The sequence below is a fragment of the Vibrio fortis genome (assembly GCF_000695685.1).
In the GTDB taxonomy this organism is placed as follows: Bacteria; Pseudomonadota; Gammaproteobacteria; order Enterobacterales; family Vibrionaceae; genus Vibrio; species Vibrio fortis_A.
Map to the genome: position 1 here is coordinate 480,136 of NZ_JFFR01000027.1, position 18,044 is coordinate 498,179.

Consider the following 18,044-nt stretch of genomic DNA (forward strand, 5'->3'; position numbering starts at 1 on the left):
ACCGATCGCCGCGTAATTTATTGATCTAAGACAATATACAACCCCAATTAGCCCTTAGGGGGTATTTATGCAAATGTTTCTAAAACTACACTGTATGTGAGGATAAATTACAAGATGTTAATGAACAAACAGTCTACAATTACAACATCTTAGCAACATTTAAGGTGAGCATGTGCTAGATTTATCAAAACGGCGTCTGTTTTCTCGTAAAAAAGTGGATTTAAGCCTAATCCGGTTACCTTGGATTAAAGAGCTAGACAATTTTACTGATGACTGTACTCGCTGTGGAAAGTGCATCGATAAATGTGAAACGAGCATCATTGTGTTGGGCGACGGAGGGTTCCCTACTGTCGATTTCTCAATTGATGAATGCACTTTTTGTTACCAATGTGCCGATGTTTGTCCCGAACCCATTTTTAAAAGTGAACAAGAAACACCTTGGCAAGCTAAAGCGTCTATCTCAGACAAATGCTTAGCCCAAAACAACGTTGAGTGCCGCAGCTGCGGTGATATGTGTGAGCCAATGGCCATACAGTTTCAACTCAGAGCCGGTGGTGTGGCCCTACCAAAAATCGATTTAGATGAGTGTAGCGGATGTGGTGCTTGCGTAGCAGTTTGCCCGACTTCAGCTATCCTTGTGAGTAATGCATAAATAAAAATAACGAGAGCAGTTTATGTCGCTAAACGAAGTACATATTTCAAGTTTAGTCGTGCATGTGAGCCCAGAGCATCTCTCCGAAATCAAAGCTGAAATCGAAAAATTCGATAATGCTGAGATTTATGGTGATAGCCCTGAAGGCAAGATCATCGTCGTGCTGGAAACAGAGAACCAAGGTTTTGTAACCGACACGATAGAAGCAATTAATAATATACAGAACGTTCTAGGAACCGCTTTGGTTTACCACCAAGTTGAAACAGACCTAGACGAATCAGAATTAGACACTGGAAGCAATAATTCTCAAATCGAGGGTGAAGTATGAAAATGACAAGACGTGCGTTTGTGAAAGCAAACGCGGCTGCATCAGCAGCAGCCGTTGCAGGTGTAACTCTACCAGCAACAGCAGCTAACCTGATCGCCAGCTCAGATGAAACAAAAATCACGTGGGATAAAGCGCCTTGTCGTTTTTGTGGTACGGGTTGTTCAGTACTGGTAGGTACTCAAAATGGTAAAGTGGTTGCGACTCAAGGCGACCCAGAAGCACCAGTAAACAAAGGTCTTAACTGTATCAAAGGCTACTTCCTTTCAAAAATCATGTACGGTAAGGATCGTCTAGATACGCCGCTACTTCGTATGAAAGATGGCAAGTTCCACAAAGATGGTGATTTCGCACCAGTATCTTGGGATCAAGCTTTCGACGTAATGGCTGAAAAGTGGAAAGAAGCACTGGCTAAGAAAGGTCCAACATCTGTTGGTATGTTCGGCTCTGGCCAATGGACAGTAATGGAAGGTTACGCTGCTGCAAAAATGATGAAAGCAGGTTTCCGTTCTAACAACATCGATCCAAACGCTCGTCACTGTATGGCTTCTGCTGTAGTTGGCTTTATGCGTACTTTCGGTATCGATGAGCCAATGGGTTGTTACGATGACTTCGAACACGCAGATTCTTTCGTTCTGTGGGGTTCTAACATGGCAGAGATGCACCCTATCCTATGGACTCGTATTACTGACCGTCGCTTAAGCCACCCACATGTTAAAGTAAACGTACTGTCTACTTACTACCACCGTTCTTTTGAGCTAGCAGACCAAGGTTATATCTTTAACCCACAATCTGACCTTGCGATTGCAAACTTCATCGCTAACTACATCATCGAAAACGATGCGGTTAACTGGGACTTCGTGAACAAGCACACGAACTTCAAGCAAGCGGACACTGATATCGGTTACGGCCTACGTGATGAAGATCCACTACAGCAAGCTGCAGCGAATCCAAACTCTGGCAAAATGACATCTATCTCTTTCGAAGAGTACAAGAAGTCTGTTGCACCTTACACAGTAGAAAAAGCATCTGAAATTTCAGGTGTTGAACCAGAGAAGCTAATCGAACTAGCGAAGCAATACGCAGATCCAAACACAAAAGTAATGTCTCTATGGACTATGGGTATGAACCAACATACTCGTGGTGTATGGATGAACAGCCTTGTGTACAACATCCACCTATTGGTTGGTAAGATCGCAACTCCTGGTAACAGCCCATTCTCACTAACAGGTCAACCATCTGCATGTGGTACTGCTCGTGAAGTAGGTACATTTGCACACCGTCTACCAGCAGACATGGTGGTAATGAATCCTAAACACCGTGAGTACGCAGAAAAAATTTGGGACATCCCTACTGGCGTTATCCCACCAAAACCAGGTTACCACGCGGTTCTTCAGGACCGTATGCTTAACGACGGCAAGCTAAACGCTTACTGGGTAATGTGTAACAACAACATGCAAGCTGGGCCAAACATCAACAACGAACGTCTACCGGGCTACCGTAACCCAGAGAACTTCATTGTATGTTCTGACCCATACCCAACAGCAACAGCTCAAGCAGCCGACCTGATTCTTCCTACAGCAATGTGGATCGAAAAAGAAGGTGCTTACGGTAACGCAGAGCGTCGTACACAAGCTTGGTACCAACAAGTTCCTGCAGTTGAAGGCGCGAAGTCGGATCTATGGCAAATCATGGAATTCACTAAACGCTTCAAGATGGAAGAGATCTGGACTGAAGAGCAACTAGCACTAGCTCCACAATGGCGTGGCAAGTCAATGTACGACATGCTTTTCCAAAACGGCAAAGTGAACAAGTACCCTCTATCTGAAGCTCAAGAGCTGAACGATGATGCAAAAGCAGCTGGTTTCTACATCCAGAAAGGCCTTTTCGAAGAGTACGCTGCGTTTGGTCGTGACCACGGACACGATTTAGCACCATACGATGTTTACCACACTGTACGTGGTCTACGTTGGCCTGTTGTTGACGGCAAAGAGACACTTTGGCGTTACAAAGAAGGTTCAGATCCATATGCGAAAGAAGGCTCAGGTTGGGACTTCTACGGTAAGCCAGATGGTAAAGCATTGATCATCTCTGCACCGTACGAAGCGCCACCAGAAGCACCAGATTCTGAGTTCGACATGTGGCTATGTACTGGCCGTGTTCTTGAGCACTGGCACACAGGTACTATGACTCGTCGTGTTCCTGAGCTCTACAAAGCAGTTCCAGATGCGGTGTGTTACATGCACCCTGCTGATGCGAAAGCTCGTGGCGTTCGTCGTGGTGAAGAAGTTCTTATTTCTAACAAGCGCGGTGAAGTACGAGTTCGTGTTGAAACTCGCGGCCGTAACCGTCCACCACAAGGCTTGGTATTCGTACCATTCTTTGATGCGCGCATTCTAATCAACAAGCTGATTCTAGATGCAACTGACCCACTATCGAAGCAAACAGACTTCAAGAAGTGCCCAGTTAAAATCACAAAAGTCGCTTAATTAGTTAAGAATGTCAGGGCTGCAGCCTTTGTGCAGCCCGCTATAAGAATTTAGCCATTCGGCGGAGAATAAATAATGAAAAAATTACTCATCACACTGTTATCTGTTGGTGCAATGATCGCTGGTGTTGCTCAAGCTGAGCTTGAAAACCCAGGTGGTATCGGTGGTGTAGAATCACTACGTGGTGCTAGCGAGCTAGAGTCAACTCGTCCTGCAGATGATTTTAAAAAGTTCCCTCGTGAACAAGTACTAGAAAGCGACTTCGTTTACCAGCCACCGTTGATCCCACACTCAACTCGTAGCTACGAAGTGTCTCTTAACGCGAACAAATGTCTGTCATGCCACAGCTGGAAAAACGCGAAAGAGATGGGTGCAACTAAGATCAGTGTTACTCACTACATGAACCGTGAAGATGCTGTACTTGCAGACGTATCACCTCGTCGTTACTTCTGTCTTCAGTGCCACGTACCTCAAGCAAATGCAAAACCATTGATTGAGAATGAATACCAGCGCGTAGAATCTCTTCGCTAATCCGTACCTGAGAAGAGGCGAATTTATGAAACTATTAAAAACGTTTTGGAAAAGGCTATCGACGCCAAGTAAAGCTGCAGCAGGTGTACTACTGTTCATGGGCTTTGCAGGTGGTCTACTTTTCTGGGGTGCATTTAACACGGGGATGGAAGCAACCAACACAGAAGAATTCTGTTCTGGCTGTCACGCTCCTATCGTTGAAGAGATCCAAGAGACGATTCACTACTCAAACCGCTCAGGTGTTCGTGCAATCTGTTCAGACTGTCACGTACCACATGAATGGACTGATAAGATCGTTCGTAAAGTTCAAGCATCAAAAGAGCTATACGCTCACTTTATTGCTAAAACGATTGATACTCCTGAAAAATTCAAAGAGCGTCGAGCGCATCTTGCTGAACGTGAATGGGCTCGTTTGAAAAAGAACGATTCTCTCGAGTGTCGTAACTGTCACCAATTTGAGTTCATGGACTTCTCAGAGCAGAGTTCACGAAGTGCTAAACAGCACTCAACAGCACTGGCTTCAGGTGAAAAAACATGTGTAGATTGCCACAAAGGTATCGCACACAAACTGCCTGACATGCACGGTGTTGAAGGCTGGCAATAAGAGGATAAGCAATGAGTACTTTAGAATCAGTAATTTGGCATATCCTTGGTTACAGCGCGATGCCATTCATCATTCTTTCAGGCTTCGCAGTAGTTGCTGCTATCTCTATCTGGATTCTTTCATTCGGTAAAGATAAAGAAGTCGACTAATTAACATCAACTTTTTTGCCTATTTAGTTGATACTAAAAAGCCACTGATTACAGTGGCTTTTTTATTATTTACGTGTGTCAGAATCAAACAATGAAAAGTGAGTTAGTTTTCAGTATCCACGATTGGCAATACTTGTTTCACATAGTCACCCGGCGCAGTTCCAATCACAGGGTTTAACTCAGACCCTCGGTTAAACGGCGCTCTCGGCTCATCACTTTCAAAACTGCCTAGCCACTTGTTCCAATGCACCCACCAAGACCCTTCATTATGTTTAGCATTGGCTAACCACTCTTGTGCAGAATCATCGAGATTGTCATTCAGCCAGTAGCCATACTTATTCTTGCTTGGGTGATTGACGATTCCCGCAATATGACCAGATTCACCAAGTACGAAGGTTTTGTTGCCACCAGTGTTGAGTGCACCTCGATAAGTGCCCTGCCATAACGCAATATGATCATCTTTGGTCGAGATAAAGTAGCTTGGGATTTTAATCTTATTAAGATCAATCCAAACGCCACCGATTTTCACGCCCTTATCCTGAACGAGTTTGTTTTCTAAATAGAGTTCTCTCAGCAGGAAGTTATGGCACTTAGCGGCAACATTGGTGCTGTCACTGTTCCAGTAGAGCAGGTCGAACTCCATTGGGCTACTACCCTTCAAATAGTTGTCGATGTAGTAATTCCAGTAGAGGCTGTTCTCTCTGAGCAGACTGAACGTAACGCTCAATGAACGACCGTCCATGAACCCTTTCATATCGTTCTGCTTCTCAATGGCACTGATAATGGTGTCGTTGATGTAGGCACCCACTTCGCCTGGTTGAGAGAAATCAAGCAATGTTGTGAAAAAGGTTGCTGTCTTAATTCGTTTCTTCATACGCTTAGCCGCATAATAGGCGACCGTTGAAGCCAACACAGTACCACCAATGCAGTAGCCCGCCGCGTTGATTTGCTCTCTACCTGTAATGTCTTCGATGGCAGCGACAGCTTTGACAACGCCTTCAGTCACATAGTCACCAAACTCAAGGTCTTTTTGTGCTTCGCTAGGGTTACGCCAAGACATCATAAACACACTATGTCCTTGCTCTAGCAACCAGCGAACCATTGAGTTCTTTTCTCGAAGATCAAGAATGTAGTATTTGTTGATAAACGGCGGAACAATCAACATTGGCGTCGCATTCACTTGCTCTGTCTTTGGGTGATATTGAATCAACTCAAACAGTTCATTTTTGAACACCACGTCCCCTTCCGTATTCGCAACATCTTGCCCTAACCTAAAGGCATTGTTGTTAGTCATACGAATTTTGAGAATATCGGCGCTGGACTCAATATCCGCACGCAATTGTTCTAAGCCATCGACAAGGTTTTCACCGTTGCGCTCTAAAGTGATCTTCATTAACTCAGGGTTAGTCGCAATGAAGTTTGTTGGCGAGAGTGCATTGATCGCCTGACGCGAGAAGAAAGCAACACGCTCTCTTGTTTTCTCATCAATGCCTTCCATCGATTCAATTGTCTCTAAATAGCTTTTACTGAACAGCAAATAGGACTGCTTAATAAAGTTATAGAAAGGGTCATTCTTCCATGCGTCGTCGATAAAGCGTTTATCGTCGCGCTCTTCAGATACGATGCTGCTGGTATTACCCATTAAAACGGTATTCTGCCAGATTCGTAATTGCTGCTCCCACCATTGTGTTTGAAGCTTCAATATATCTGCAGGTTGGTTAATGGCTTGCTCAAAGATCTTAGATGCATCTTCGAAATTGATCTCTTGCATCGCTTTATTGAGGGGTGATTGTGCGGCTTCCTTGCTTTGTTCAAAGTTCTCCCACCATTGCTGGTTTGTCTGCTGAAGTTTTACAAGGTAGTCCGAAAAGAAGTGTTGGAACATAATCTAACTCCAATGATCGGAAAATCGCCACTGACTTCATACAGAGATAATCCCAAAGACTACACGTATGACCCAGTGGCGACTTAATTTAGGCAGATGTTGTGTTTAGGTTTTCCGTTGTCAACGATTCCACATCTTCTTTAAACTCTTTCGCCGCAGCTTGGAACTTGTTGCTGTCGCTCATCATTTGCTGTGACAGTTGGCTAAGTACAGCAAGCTGTTGGCTATTGAATGCAGCAAGACCGTTTACGTCTTTGATGTCTGTTACTGCTTTCATTTGCGCTAGACCCATATCTGTATAAGTCTTCATCGCGTTCATTTGCAGTTCAGTCATAACCTCTACATTCTTAGCAATCAACTTGTTGAACTTGAAGTAAGGTTCAAATTGCTTTTCTGTTTGGTCTGTCATTGATTTAAAAATATCCGTGTACATACATAACTCCTAAAGATTTCAAAGATTGAATTACAATTCGTATTGTTCGTTTCTAGAGGTTGACCAACAGTGGCGGAGCCATTTCCGCCCGCCACTACTGAAGTTACTCGTTGACGTTTTTCAATAAAACAGCCGTACCCATACCACCACCGACACACAGCGAAGCCACGCCAGATTTGGCGTCAGTTGATAGCATTTCATGAATTAAAGAGACAATAATTCGGTTACCAGAAGCGCCAAGTGGATGACCTAATGCGATCGCACCACCATTAACGTTCACTTTGTGCTTAAATGCCTCTAGCGGAAGGTCATGCTCTTCAGCTAACTGATACATGACCCCCAGAGCTTGAGCAGCAAACGCTTCATTAAGCTCAAACAACTCAATGTCTTTCAATTGAGCGTCAGCTTTAGCCAAGGCTTTAGTTACTGCCTCTACTGGCCCTAATCCCATTACTTTCGGGTCCAACCCCGATTGTGCATAGCTTTCGAGCTCCACAAGTGGCGTAAGCCCTAGTCTTTTCACAGCGCTTTCTGAAGCGACAATGACTGCGCTTGCGCCATCGTTAATGCCTGAAGCGTTTCCGGCAGTCACGCTGCCTTCACGATCGAATGCAGGTCTTAGTTTCTGTAAACCTTCGAAGGTCGCATCTGACTTAGGGTATTCATCGGTATCGAAAACGACGGTTTGACGGCGCTGTTTCACCTCTACCGGAACGATTTGATTAACAAACTTCCCTGCCTCAATCGCCGCAACCGCTTTTTGCTGACTCTCTAATGCGTAGTTGTCTTGCGCTAAACGAGAAATGTTCAGTTCTTTTGCGATGTTCTCTGCCGTGACACCCATGTGGTACTGATTGAACGCATCCGTTAATCCATCACCAATTAAGAGATCGGTCATCGAGATGTTGCCCATCTTGTGCCCATTACGTACTGACGAAGGCACAATGAAAGGGATTTGCGACATCACTTCGACACCTGCTGCAACGACAATATCGGCATCTTGCGCTTTAATGTGGGCTGCTGCGTCCATCACCGACTTCATTCCGCTACCACAAATCATGTTTACACCGTAAGCTGGGACTTCTTGCGGAACTCCAGCAAACAGTGAAGCTTGTCGAGCAACGCCCATTCCTTGCCCAGCTGAGATCACGTTACCCACGATGACCTCATCAACATTGGAAGGATCGAGTTGCGCAGCTTCCAAAGCACCTTTGATCGCCACGCCAGCCAGTTCACCTGCAGATGTATCTTTTAAAGCGCCAGTGAAAGAACCAATTGGCGTTCGTTTCGCAGCAACAATGAATATCTTTTCCATGGTTTATTCCTTACGAGTCCTTAGTTCATGTACAAGCCGCCATTTACAGACAACGTTTCGCCTGTAATGTACGCACCCGATTCACCTGCAAGGAAACCAACCGCATCTGCGATTTCAGTTGGCGTTGCCAAACGTTTCATTGGAATTTGGCCTTTAATGGACTCAAGTACTTCTGATTTCATCTGCTCGACCATAGGCGTTGCGGTATAACCAGGTGCGATAACATTCACGGTTACGCCACTGCGCGCTCCCTCTGCCGCTAGAGCTTTAGAGAAGCCAATCATGCCAGCCTTTGCAGCCGAGTAGTTTGCTTGACCAAACTGACCTTTAAGTCCGTTCACTGACGAAATATTAATGACTCGACAGTTTCCCTTCTCACACATTGGAGCAAAAAGAGGTTGGGTAACGTTGAACAAGCTGTTCAAATTCGTATCGATAACGTCTCGCCACGCTGCTGCATCCATTTTCTTAAAGACACTGTCTCGTGTGATGCCAGCATTGTTTACCAACACATCAATCGTGCCTTCTTCTTCCAATAACTTGCTTAAACGCTGAGCACATTCTTCAGTGTTAGTCACATCAAGCTCGAACAATCTGACTTGCTCTGAAGTGAACTGTTTTTCATTAAACCAATCTACTGCACACTGGTGATTACCAGTAAAGTAAGTCGCAATTACACGATAGCCTTGTTCGACCAACTTAGAAGAAATTGCTGAACCTATCCCACCTTTCGAACCTGTAATTAAAGCAAGTTTTTTCATTGATAACTCCATCCGATACAAGCAAATAACAATACTATTAAGAAAAATGCTTAGCGCGTCTTATTAAATCCATGACTATCGCTTTAATTAAACCCTACATGCTCGGACTAAAAACTTTTATTACAAACTAAACTAATTTCATATTTAATGACCAAAATTTGACCTAGATCTCAACCCCAATGAAATGTTATCAGGTTGTAAATTGATATAACACTCTGATTTACAATGACTTTATTGTTGGCAATTTTATCAACATTAGATGTAAGCGTTTGAATTCGTAGATATTGTTATTATTTTTTCATGCATTACAAAATAAGTGCAAAGTCTGATTTTTATCATATTCACTGTAATAATTACTGGTTATCCAACTTTAACCGCATTGATTAATCTTCCCAAAGCACTCTACAGAAAAGTTATTAACCAAGGTAATAAATAAATATACAAAAATAAAAAAAGCTCATCATAGCTGATGAGCTTTTTGTTATTAACCACTAAACTAACGTCTAATTGACTATATTAATTTCAAATATATTTCATTTAAATTAATATTTTAAAGTGAAAATATTTCACCGGTATCCGCGTCTAAATAAATCTTGTTTTCCAGTTTTAAACCGCCACAATAAATGAAGTAGACATTGCGATTCGAGTACTTAACCGACTTGACCCAACCACCAAGCTCTTCAAAATCACCTGGCTCACAGGTGCCATTCTCGATTAAACTGTCAACGGCAACTCTAAAAGGTTTACGGTAGGTTTTTAGATCATCGGACTTCACCAAGTATGAATCTAGGATCTCAACATGTTCATCGGCAGATATAATGACCTCGTCTTCGCTTAACTTAGACATCTCAACCCACTCTGCCATTTCTAGTGCGCCCTCTCTCAAAACGATGTAGTCGGTGATACGTCCCCAACCATTCGATTTTTCAAGGATCTCGATGTGGTCTCCTTTGTAGAGATAATCCTTTATCAAAGCATCGACATTCGGTTCATCGTAAACCGCTATCTTTCGCTCAGAAACGTAATAGTCGGTTTGTTCGGGCAAAGCAGATAGATCCAGTATTGGCTTAAGCTCCTCTTGCGGATCTTCTGACGTCTGTTCAACAGGCGCCTTTTCCTCTTCAGGGGGAGTCACATCGTCTTTTTTCATTACTAAAAAGTAATAGGCGGCTCCTCCTCCACCAAGAAGACACAATATCACCAACGCTATGATTACTTTTTTCATGACAAATGCTACTCACTCTCCATAGATGAACTCAGTGTACAACAACTCTTTCTGATGCTCATCTATACTCTATTCAATATGTTAGGAAGATGGAGGTCAGTATGAGATTTGCGCCAGCCTGTTTAATCGCACTCGCAGCCGCCACAATAACCTTTCGAGTTCATGCCTTTGAATGCAACCAATATGAGTGGGATCAGTTACTGGATAGTCAATTGACTGCAGAGAATCGGTATAATGATTACTCAAAGGAGTTCAATCTTGTTCTTGGAACATTCAAATCACACATTTTTCTTTCAAAACAATTTTCACACCAAGAGCTCATTTCGTTTTGGAAGCAAAACAACCCTTACTTTCAACGTCAGCTCAATTTGCAAATAGAAACAGCACGCCAAGCGTATAAGTTACTTTTAAAACAAGCACATTTAACACAAATTGAGATCGAACAAGTCATTGAACTAAGAGACGGATGGACAAGCACCGCTGAGAGCTGTCGTTCACAAAGTCAAGAGTATCAATATAAGACAGCGCAGAGCCACGTTGCTCATACACAAACACTCATTTCAGACTATGCCAGTTTGAGTGATAAATTCAGAAATCTCGCCCTCAGATACCTTAATGAATCAAATTCTATACGCTCGGCCAAACAAGCGGCGCTGGGAGATGACGTCGACCTGAAGTGACTATTTATGTAGTTTTTATAAACACTCACACTTTCAACAACTTGTAACGTTAGTTTTATCCATTTCAACAACATCGGTTAAAACAACATCAAAACCCAAATTTATCTGCGACACTCATCACAAAAAATATTTACAAACTCTCAAAAATTGCTATGATGGCCATTCATATAACTTAATAACAAGTAATATATTGGCTAGGTAATATGCAAAAATCGATGGCTTTAAACTGCTTGAGTAACACGGAATGGACTGCGGAGATAAGAGCTAAGCTTTTATCAGTAGTAAAACACATGGAAGAGTTCGGTTCAGTAAGTGAGCTAGAGCTATGCAAGATATTTGGCGAGACAATTTGGAATGACGGCGTTGATTACCATTCTCATGCTTTCTCATTCAGAATTGACACGAAAACTGGAGATTGTTCAATTTCCAATTTCAAATATCATTAAAATTAGCGACTGATTTTGGATTCGGAGTACATTTATGTGCTCCGTTTTTCGTTTCTAGCCCCACACTTTTTCCATCAGCTCACACCTTCGCTAACTGGCTTCAAATTTACCCCTTATAAATGGGTAACGGTGTATTCCCTTTAACCTGCCTGATTGCTAAGTGCGTATGGATATCTTTGACGTTTTCTAAACGCTGTAACTTCCTAGTGAACGACTCGTACGCGTTTAAGTTTTCACTAACCACTTCCAATAAGTAGTCGTACGCTCCAGAAACAACATGACAACTGATCACCTCTTCCATCTCAACAATGGCATGTTCAAATTCATTGATCGATTTCTCTTGGTGATTGCTTAGGCTCACCTCCACAAACACACTCATTGCAATACCAACATGATTGCGGGATAGGCTCACTCGATAGCTATCAATAATGCCATTCTGCTCTAGACGCTTGATTCTTCTCGCACAAGGAGACGGTGACAACCCGACGAGATCCGCCAGTTCTGCAATGGTTAAGCGACCATCTCGCTGCAATAGTTCTAACAAGTGTTTATCGATACGATCCATCGCACAGACTCCCATATTGGTGTAAATCGTCAAATAATTACTAATAACTAACGATATCAGTTAAGCAATCATTAATTCAAAGTAAATATTGCCAATTTTTGCCTTTCCACGTGCTCCATAATATGTCTATCAACCAAGGATAGGAAAAATACAATGTTGCTCGGGTACACCTCAATTGCTGTCACTTTAATGATTTGGGCTAGTTTCTTTTTGTCTTTAAAGGGAGGAGCGAACTCGGTATTAGCTCCCGCAGATATCGCAATGACTCGATTTCTCATCCCGTCACTCGTTCTTTTTCCTCTGGTATACAAAGCTCACCACGCAATTGCATCAGTACCTAAAATCTACTTAATAGGTATGTTCATCGGTTGCGGACTGCCCTACTTACTGGTTACGAGTTCAGCGATGCAGTATGTGCCTGTTGCTCAAGGCAGTGCGCTAGTACCGGGGACATTGCCACTGTTCGTTACCATGATCGCAGTGTTCTTTTTTAAGCAACCACTCAGCCATCATCGTATTATCGGCTTCGCGCTTGTAATCATCGGTATTGTTATCTTTTTATTCACTGGCTTGTCTATGCATGAAGGACACACTAATGACTCATTAATTGGCTCTGAGACTTTAGGCCAAGTGCTGTTTCTATTTGCCAGTTTGATGTGGGCGATATTCACAATTTCAGCACGAGTTGCGAATCTGAATGCCCTTGTCGTAGCGGGCTTAATCAGTTTGATGTCGAGTATCCTATTAATAGCTTTAATCGTCGCAGGAGTGCTTCCTAGCTACCTATATGAACAATCGATGACCCAGTGGCCAGTCAACGAATTACTTACGCACAGTGCGATTCAGGGTGTGGGAGCTGGGATTATTGCGGCAGCCACTTACTTATACGCGGTACAAACACTTGGCGCTGAACGCTCTGCCGCTTTTGGCAGTTCAACGCCTGTTATCGCGACTCTATTGGCTATCCCAATCTTCCACGAAGTACCAAGTGTAAGCAGCTGGGTCTCACTTGCATTCATCTGCAGTGGCAGCCTACTCGCAAGTAACATCTTTCTTAAAAAGGATGCGTCACTCGATTACGAGCCACCAAAGCGCCACGCATAAAAGAAGATACAGTGATAATTCACTTTTTATCGTGCTGTTTCTCATTTACACTGGCGCACCTTTTTCTAAAGAGAGATTGTCATGCAACGCGATTACACACTTAACTGCCTGATCACCATGCCTCGTCATGAGCTGGAAGAATTCAGTCTAAGAATGATCCATCGTCTGGTTCCAGAAGATGCGATGAATGAACTGTTTACCTTCGAGCAAGAAGAAGTGACCAGCGAAGAGCGCATGCAGTCAGCTAAATTTGACGCGATGCTACGAATGACGGCGATTGCTTTAGGTGAAGTCAATTTGGCATTTTCTGAATCAGAGAACGCTCAGCAAAATATTGACCGTATGACTCGTCTTCTGCTTTGGCACTTCTACTCGATCTCATTCAATTTAGAAGAAGCGATCGCGATTGAGGTTCACTGTGAAAAGGTAGAATCGATTTTGAAGAATGCACCGAAAGATGCATTCGGTTGGGTGAAAGAGCTCACCGAACTTCTTCACTTCTACGCAAAAGTAAACGAGCAGAACGGCGAACAATAACACCTTATTGGAGTGAGCCTAGCTCCCCTCTCTAAGACCCCAGAACATTTGCAGAAGGCAGATAAAAACTTTGTTTAAAGGTGTTATCTGCCTTTGTTGTTTCTAGAACACTGTGATGAAGCATCAAAATCGATTGTACGATGCGAGTCCCTATACCTAGCGAGCCTTTCGCGGCGAGGCTGTCGACCTCATTTTGAATGGTTACTCTTGTTCGCTTATCTTGCGTACCTTGCTCGACAACAATGCTTAACTCACCATCGTGTGGAGCGTGACGAATTGCATTCTCCATCAAATTAAACATCAATCGCTCGATCAACTTCTGTTCTCCGACGATCGATACAGCACTATCGATTCTGACGTTGAGTTTAATATGTTTAGCATCGAGCTGATTCTTGAATGTTTCCTCACATAGCGTCAGTAAGCGATTGAAATCAATCGTCCGGTATTCATAAGTCGGCAGCTCTTTCTCTTGTTTCGCCGTGTCCAGCAGCGAGTTAAGTTGCTCGAATAATTTGTTGCTGTTTCGATACGCAACATCAATCAAAGGATCAGGTTGTGGATTCTGTAACTGCCACGTTTCCAAGTAACCCAATACGCTAGACAATGGTGTTTTTAGATCATGACTTAATTGGATTAATGTTTGGCGACGTTGTGAAGATTGATATTCAAGGTGCAGAAACTGCTGCTGTATATGTTTGGCCATCAATTCGTAAGACCTCGCCACAGGCACTAATTCAGGCACCTGCTTGGTGAAATCAGGCTCTAACCTAAAGTCATGCTCTGCTTGCTGCTGCAATTTGTCTGTCACTTTCTCAATAGGATTAAGCAAACTTCGTTTTACTAGCATGTAAGCGCCGACTGCAAAACCTAAAATCGATATCAATACCAAAGCTGCGAGTGCAATGTACGAGGAATCAACTTGGGCATCCGCAATCACAGCGTGGCGATTACTACCAATCAACACATATAGATAGCCCACCGTTGAACCTAACTCTTGAATAGCTGCAACAGAGAACACTTTAGGGTCTGTCGGCGTACGAGGGTCTTCCCCTAAGATTGGATATGCTTCGTTGGCGAGAAAACGTTGGATGGGTTCTAAATCAACATACTCCATCATCTCTGTGCCTTCAGGAGCCGCATGAGTGGTGATCTTACCTTGAGCATCGAGAAAATAAATCTCAAAGTCAGGGCCAATCAACATTAAGGTATGGAAAATGCTCTTAAGCGCTACAGGGTTATAATCAGTCCCGACCATAAGAGGATTGTCATCACGCATATGGCGCGCCAAGTCCTTGTGTAAGCTCTGCTTGGTTCTCTGCTCGATCGTCTGTTTTTGCCAATGATATGTAAAACCAATTGCCACACTCGCCAGCAAAAACCAAATACTAGTGAATGCCATCAATCGAGACTTGAAGCTCATAACTCAACCTCCATCTGCCCTATCCAATTTTAGCTTAAACGAATCAGTGCTTAGCATGAAACTTATATCCAACACCCCACACCGTCTGGATATAGTTTTGTTCACCGTCTTGAGTAACCAACTTACTGCGCAGACGATTTACGGTGCTACACACAGTGTGATGGTATCCGGCATGGTGAGTGTTCCAAACATGGTCTAGAAGCTGATCTTTGCTATACACGCGCCCAGGCTTGGTTGCTAAAAATGACAACAAGGAAAACTCCATAGCCGTCAAAGAGAGCTCTCTTCCGTCTAACACGACTTGATGAAGCTCAATATCAATAACCAGTGGACCAAAAGACATCGTATGTTCTTGCTGAGAGGTTGGTTGAGCCGGAAGGTCCTCGTGACTGATTCTTCGGAGCACGTTGCGTACTCGAGCTTGAAACTCTAAGACACTGAACGGCTTAGTAATATAGTCATCTAATCCGGCTTCTAACCCTGAGACTTTGTCCATCTCACTATCACGAGCGGTCAGCATCAGCATTGGCGTCCAGTCTTTCTCTTTTCTCACAGAGCGACAAAACTCCACGCCATCTCCATCGGGTAAACCGCGATCAAGTACGACTAGATCAAAATCGTTTTCTTGATAGGCAGACTTTGCCTCTCCAATACTGGCGACTCTGCACACTTCTTGCCCCTGAAAGCGCAAGTGCATTGCCACTAATTCGGCGAGATCGTTATCATCTTCAACCAGTAGTATCTGCGCTGTCATTTTGTTTGCTGTCGATTCCATAATTCAACCATGTTCCAGTAGCGTCCATTTCTATTCGACCGGAACATGGAAAGAATTATTTCATACAATTGGCTAATATCTACTCTATTCGAGTAATAGACAGACGAGCGCCGGGGTTCAAGAAACGATGCGATGCGCTCAACGTCGATGCTGGTAAACCATCATCTTGGCTTATCACACCAGAGTGAAATGAAACTGCATCTGTATCATCGCGAGCAGCATTAAACCCTTCACCGCCACCTGCTGGTCCAGGAATTGTCGCTGCGGTTTCGCTGTTTGCCTCAGTACCTGAATCCCACACATCCATATTCATGGTAAAGGTCTCACCGACAGACAAGGTTTTGATATTGATACCAGATTCACCAATAAACGCGTCATTGGTATTCACTAGCATAGAGGCTAATGAGAGATACTTAGCTTGTTTATAGTTAAGGGTCAATGTGACGGTGTCACCCTCCCCCGGTAGAATCAAGCCATTACCTGACACACCTTGGTAAACATTACTATCACTGTTCATCAGATCAATTAGCTGAGAGTTACTTCCGCCTTCCGCTAAATATTCGAGTTCAGTTGACGCGCTTGACCCAATAGCAAACAGCTCAAAGTTACCATTGTGGCTTAATACAGCTAGCGGCGACATTGGTTGACTTGGCGTCAAATTCGTTACCGTCACGTTGTAGCGGTAATAGTGATCATTGTCATCGTTTGGACAACCTGCGAGCACCCCCACAGAAGCAGCAATGGCTAAAATACGTAATTTCATAACTGCCCCCTATTTCACTTCAATTGTGATCGTCGCAACCGGGTTTAACCAACGATGGCTGCTGTTATCGAGATCACTTATCCCACCAGTCGCGTTGTCATCACCAATGTTACCCGGATGAATATGGACTTTATTGTTTGATACGGTTGTCTCTACACCCGTACCGCCACTACCGAATGTAATGAATGGAGGATTTGGCATGCTTCCAGCAAGTTCATCATTCGCTTCTGTACCAGCATCATAGCCATTGAGTGAAACTTTGTAGGTACCGGCTTGCTCTGGAATTTTCCAACTATCTAAACCAACAAAGCCATCGTTGGTTGGTAGAAGCATTGCACTCAAAGATAGGTACTTCAAATCGCCAGTATCGATAGTCAGCGACGCTGTTACTCCAGGGTTTAGGATACCGCTAGCTGGGTTTTCCGATACAACACCACCAGCGTTAGTAATGACATTCGATAGACCTGAAATATCGCCACCTTCAGCCATAGCTTCCAGTTCAGCACTGGCCGTTTCACCAGTTCTAAACATAAATAAACTAGAGTCATGCGCGGCGACTAGAATCGGTGTGAAGTAGATACCTTTCGTCGCATTGGTAATAGAGATATCCAACTCGGCCGCGTTAAGTGTTGAAACCGACATAGATAATGCCAGTGCAGAAAATGTGAGTCCGAAAACTTTTTGCTTGTTCATAATGATTCCATCCTAGTTTCACTCATTGAGCGAGTTATGCCTTTATCAAAAATGGTCGTCGACCAAGGTGTTGATAAATAGGATGGCAATGAGATCTATCAGCGACTTCATTCAATTCTCATAAAAGTCTCACAAGTTTCTTGGTTTTCTCTCATTCAGGATACAGTGTCTGAACAAACGCGTAGAAAAAAGCCCAGTGGGTGAACACTGGGCCTTGATTGTTCTGATTTGCTTAGACATTCTACTGAATATTTAAAGCAGTATGAGGTTATAGGTAGTTCGCGTCTACTAGTTCGCTCACTTCAACTTTGCTCACCTCTGCACGAGCTTCAAGCCATTGTGCTACTTGCAACTGTTCTGCTTCTGTTACTGAACGGTAGCGCTCTGTTGCACACACAAAACCTTCAAACAGCTCAAGGCCCCCGCCACCAAAGCACAATCCGATACCATCGATAAAATCAATGAACTCATCGATGAATACATCGTACTGGTCAAAATCAGTAATAGATGTTGTGCAGCTCACTTCAAAACCCAAAATGGCGAATTCACCTAGGTATAGCTTTTTACGTAGACGACGGTTCTTGTTTTCGATTTTATCTAATTTCATAGCGTTCTCTCTTGATTGTGTCGCCCATTTCTCATGGGGATATAAGCATTTATACACAGTTGCCCATCAATTCCAAAGAGATTTA

General features: G+C 43.5%; 21 protein-coding genes. 10 read left to right on the top strand and 11 right to left on the bottom strand.

Going from position 1 to position 18,044, the window contains the following annotated elements; translation table 11 throughout:
- Positions 1-172 precede the first annotated feature (172 nt).
- From napF to VFDL14_RS24120, 6 genes are all read left to right on the top strand, one after another.
- Positions 173-652, top strand: a complete 480-nt coding sequence (gene napF, locus VFDL14_RS04950) for a ferredoxin-type protein NapF (protein WP_032552658.1) — start codon at positions 173-175, stop codon at positions 650-652.
- 22 nt (positions 653-674) lie between these two features.
- The gene (locus tag VFDL14_RS04945; RefSeq protein WP_032552659.1) at positions 675-980 is read left to right on the top strand and encodes a chaperone NapD; all 306 of its coding nucleotides are present in this window, start codon (positions 675-677) and stop codon (positions 978-980) included.
- Positions 977-3,466 (top strand): periplasmic nitrate reductase subunit alpha, encoded by a 2,490-nt coding sequence (gene napA / locus VFDL14_RS04940; RefSeq protein WP_032552660.1) that lies wholly within the window; start codon positions 977-979, stop codon positions 3,464-3,466. Before VFDL14_RS04945 ends, napA begins: the two co-directional genes overlap by 4 nt.
- 75 nt (positions 3,467-3,541) lie before the next feature.
- Positions 3,542-3,997 (top strand): nitrate reductase cytochrome c-type subunit, encoded by a 456-nt coding sequence (locus VFDL14_RS04935; protein ID WP_032552661.1) that lies wholly within the window; start codon positions 3,542-3,544, stop codon positions 3,995-3,997.
- A 25-nt stretch (positions 3,998-4,022) separates the two neighbouring features.
- Entirely contained in the window at positions 4,023-4,601 is a 579-nt protein-coding gene (locus tag VFDL14_RS04930; protein WP_032552662.1) for a NapC/NirT family cytochrome c, read from the top strand.
- A gap of 11 nt (positions 4,602-4,612) precedes the next feature.
- Positions 4,613-4,750: a TIGR02808 family protein gene (locus VFDL14_RS24120; RefSeq protein ID WP_084181907.1), complete on the top strand. Its 138-nt coding sequence runs from the start codon at positions 4,613-4,615 to the stop codon at positions 4,748-4,750.
- Positions 4,751-4,853: 103 nt separating this feature from the next.
- On the opposite strand, the gene phaC is transcribed toward VFDL14_RS24120, so the two are convergent.
- From phaC to VFDL14_RS04905, 5 genes are all read right to left on the bottom strand, one after another.
- On the bottom strand, positions 4,854-6,635 hold the full coding sequence (phaC, locus tag VFDL14_RS04925) for a class I poly(R)-hydroxyalkanoic acid synthase (protein WP_032552663.1): 1,782 nt from the start codon (positions 6,633-6,635) through the stop codon (positions 4,854-4,856).
- 88 nt (positions 6,636-6,723) lie between these two features.
- On the bottom strand, positions 6,724-7,068 hold the full coding sequence (locus VFDL14_RS04920) for a phasin family protein (RefSeq protein WP_032552664.1): 345 nt from the start codon (positions 7,066-7,068) through the stop codon (positions 6,724-6,726).
- 103 nt (positions 7,069-7,171) lie between these two features.
- A complete protein-coding gene (locus tag VFDL14_RS04915; RefSeq protein WP_032552665.1) occupies positions 7,172-8,383 on the bottom strand; it encodes an acetyl-CoA C-acetyltransferase in 1,212 nt (403 codons plus the stop codon).
- Positions 8,384-8,403: 20 nt separating this feature from the next.
- Positions 8,404-9,144 (bottom strand): SDR family oxidoreductase, encoded by a 741-nt coding sequence (locus VFDL14_RS04910; protein ID WP_032552666.1) that lies wholly within the window; start codon positions 9,142-9,144, stop codon positions 8,404-8,406.
- Between the two features lie 550 nt (positions 9,145-9,694).
- Positions 9,695-10,369, bottom strand: coding sequence for a hypothetical protein (locus VFDL14_RS04905; RefSeq protein ID WP_032552667.1), 675 nt, complete (start codon positions 10,367-10,369; stop codon positions 9,695-9,697).
- Between the two features lie 101 nt (positions 10,370-10,470).
- Between VFDL14_RS04905 and VFDL14_RS04900 the strand changes: the two genes are divergently transcribed.
- The gene (locus tag VFDL14_RS04900) at positions 10,471-11,049 is read left to right on the top strand and encodes a hypothetical protein (protein ID WP_032552668.1); all 579 of its coding nucleotides are present in this window, start codon (positions 10,471-10,473) and stop codon (positions 11,047-11,049) included.
- A 203-nt stretch (positions 11,050-11,252) separates the two neighbouring features.
- Entirely contained in the window at positions 11,253-11,495 is a 243-nt protein-coding gene (locus VFDL14_RS24125) for a hypothetical protein (RefSeq protein WP_084181908.1), read from the top strand.
- Positions 11,496-11,601: 106 nt separating this feature from the next.
- Here the strand turns inward: VFDL14_RS24125 and VFDL14_RS04895 are convergent, their stop codons facing one another.
- Positions 11,602-12,060, bottom strand: a complete 459-nt coding sequence (locus tag VFDL14_RS04895) for an Lrp/AsnC family transcriptional regulator (RefSeq protein WP_032552669.1) — start codon at positions 12,058-12,060, stop codon at positions 11,602-11,604.
- A 153-nt stretch (positions 12,061-12,213) separates the two neighbouring features.
- On the opposite strand from VFDL14_RS04895, the gene VFDL14_RS04890 reads away from it, so the two are divergent.
- Both VFDL14_RS04890 and VFDL14_RS04885 read left to right on the top strand, forming a co-directional pair.
- Positions 12,214-13,164, top strand: a complete 951-nt coding sequence (locus tag VFDL14_RS04890; RefSeq protein WP_032552670.1) for a DMT family transporter — start codon at positions 12,214-12,216, stop codon at positions 13,162-13,164.
- Between the two features lie 81 nt (positions 13,165-13,245).
- Complete coding sequence (locus tag VFDL14_RS04885) at positions 13,246-13,701, top strand: hypothetical protein (protein WP_032552671.1); 456 nt, start codon at positions 13,246-13,248, stop codon at positions 13,699-13,701.
- Positions 13,702-13,732: 31 nt separating this feature from the next.
- Here the strand turns inward: VFDL14_RS04885 and VFDL14_RS04880 are convergent, their stop codons facing one another.
- From VFDL14_RS04880 to VFDL14_RS04860, 5 genes are all read right to left on the bottom strand, one after another.
- Positions 13,733-15,121, bottom strand: coding sequence for a sensor histidine kinase (locus VFDL14_RS04880; protein ID WP_032552672.1), 1,389 nt, complete (start codon positions 15,119-15,121; stop codon positions 13,733-13,735).
- 43 nt (positions 15,122-15,164) lie between these two features.
- Positions 15,165-15,896: a response regulator transcription factor gene (locus tag VFDL14_RS04875; RefSeq protein ID WP_032552673.1), complete on the bottom strand. Its 732-nt coding sequence runs from the start codon at positions 15,894-15,896 to the stop codon at positions 15,165-15,167.
- 79 nt (positions 15,897-15,975) lie between these two features.
- Positions 15,976-16,659, bottom strand: a complete 684-nt coding sequence (locus VFDL14_RS04870) for a spondin domain-containing protein (protein WP_032552674.1) — start codon at positions 16,657-16,659, stop codon at positions 15,976-15,978.
- Positions 16,660-16,668: 9 nt separating this feature from the next.
- Positions 16,669-17,352, bottom strand: coding sequence for a spondin domain-containing protein (locus VFDL14_RS04865; protein ID WP_032552675.1), 684 nt, complete (start codon positions 17,350-17,352; stop codon positions 16,669-16,671).
- Positions 17,353-17,620: 268 nt separating this feature from the next.
- Entirely contained in the window at positions 17,621-17,959 is a 339-nt protein-coding gene (locus tag VFDL14_RS04860; protein WP_032552676.1) for a YggL family protein, read from the bottom strand.
- Positions 17,960-18,044: the final 85 nt, after the last annotated feature.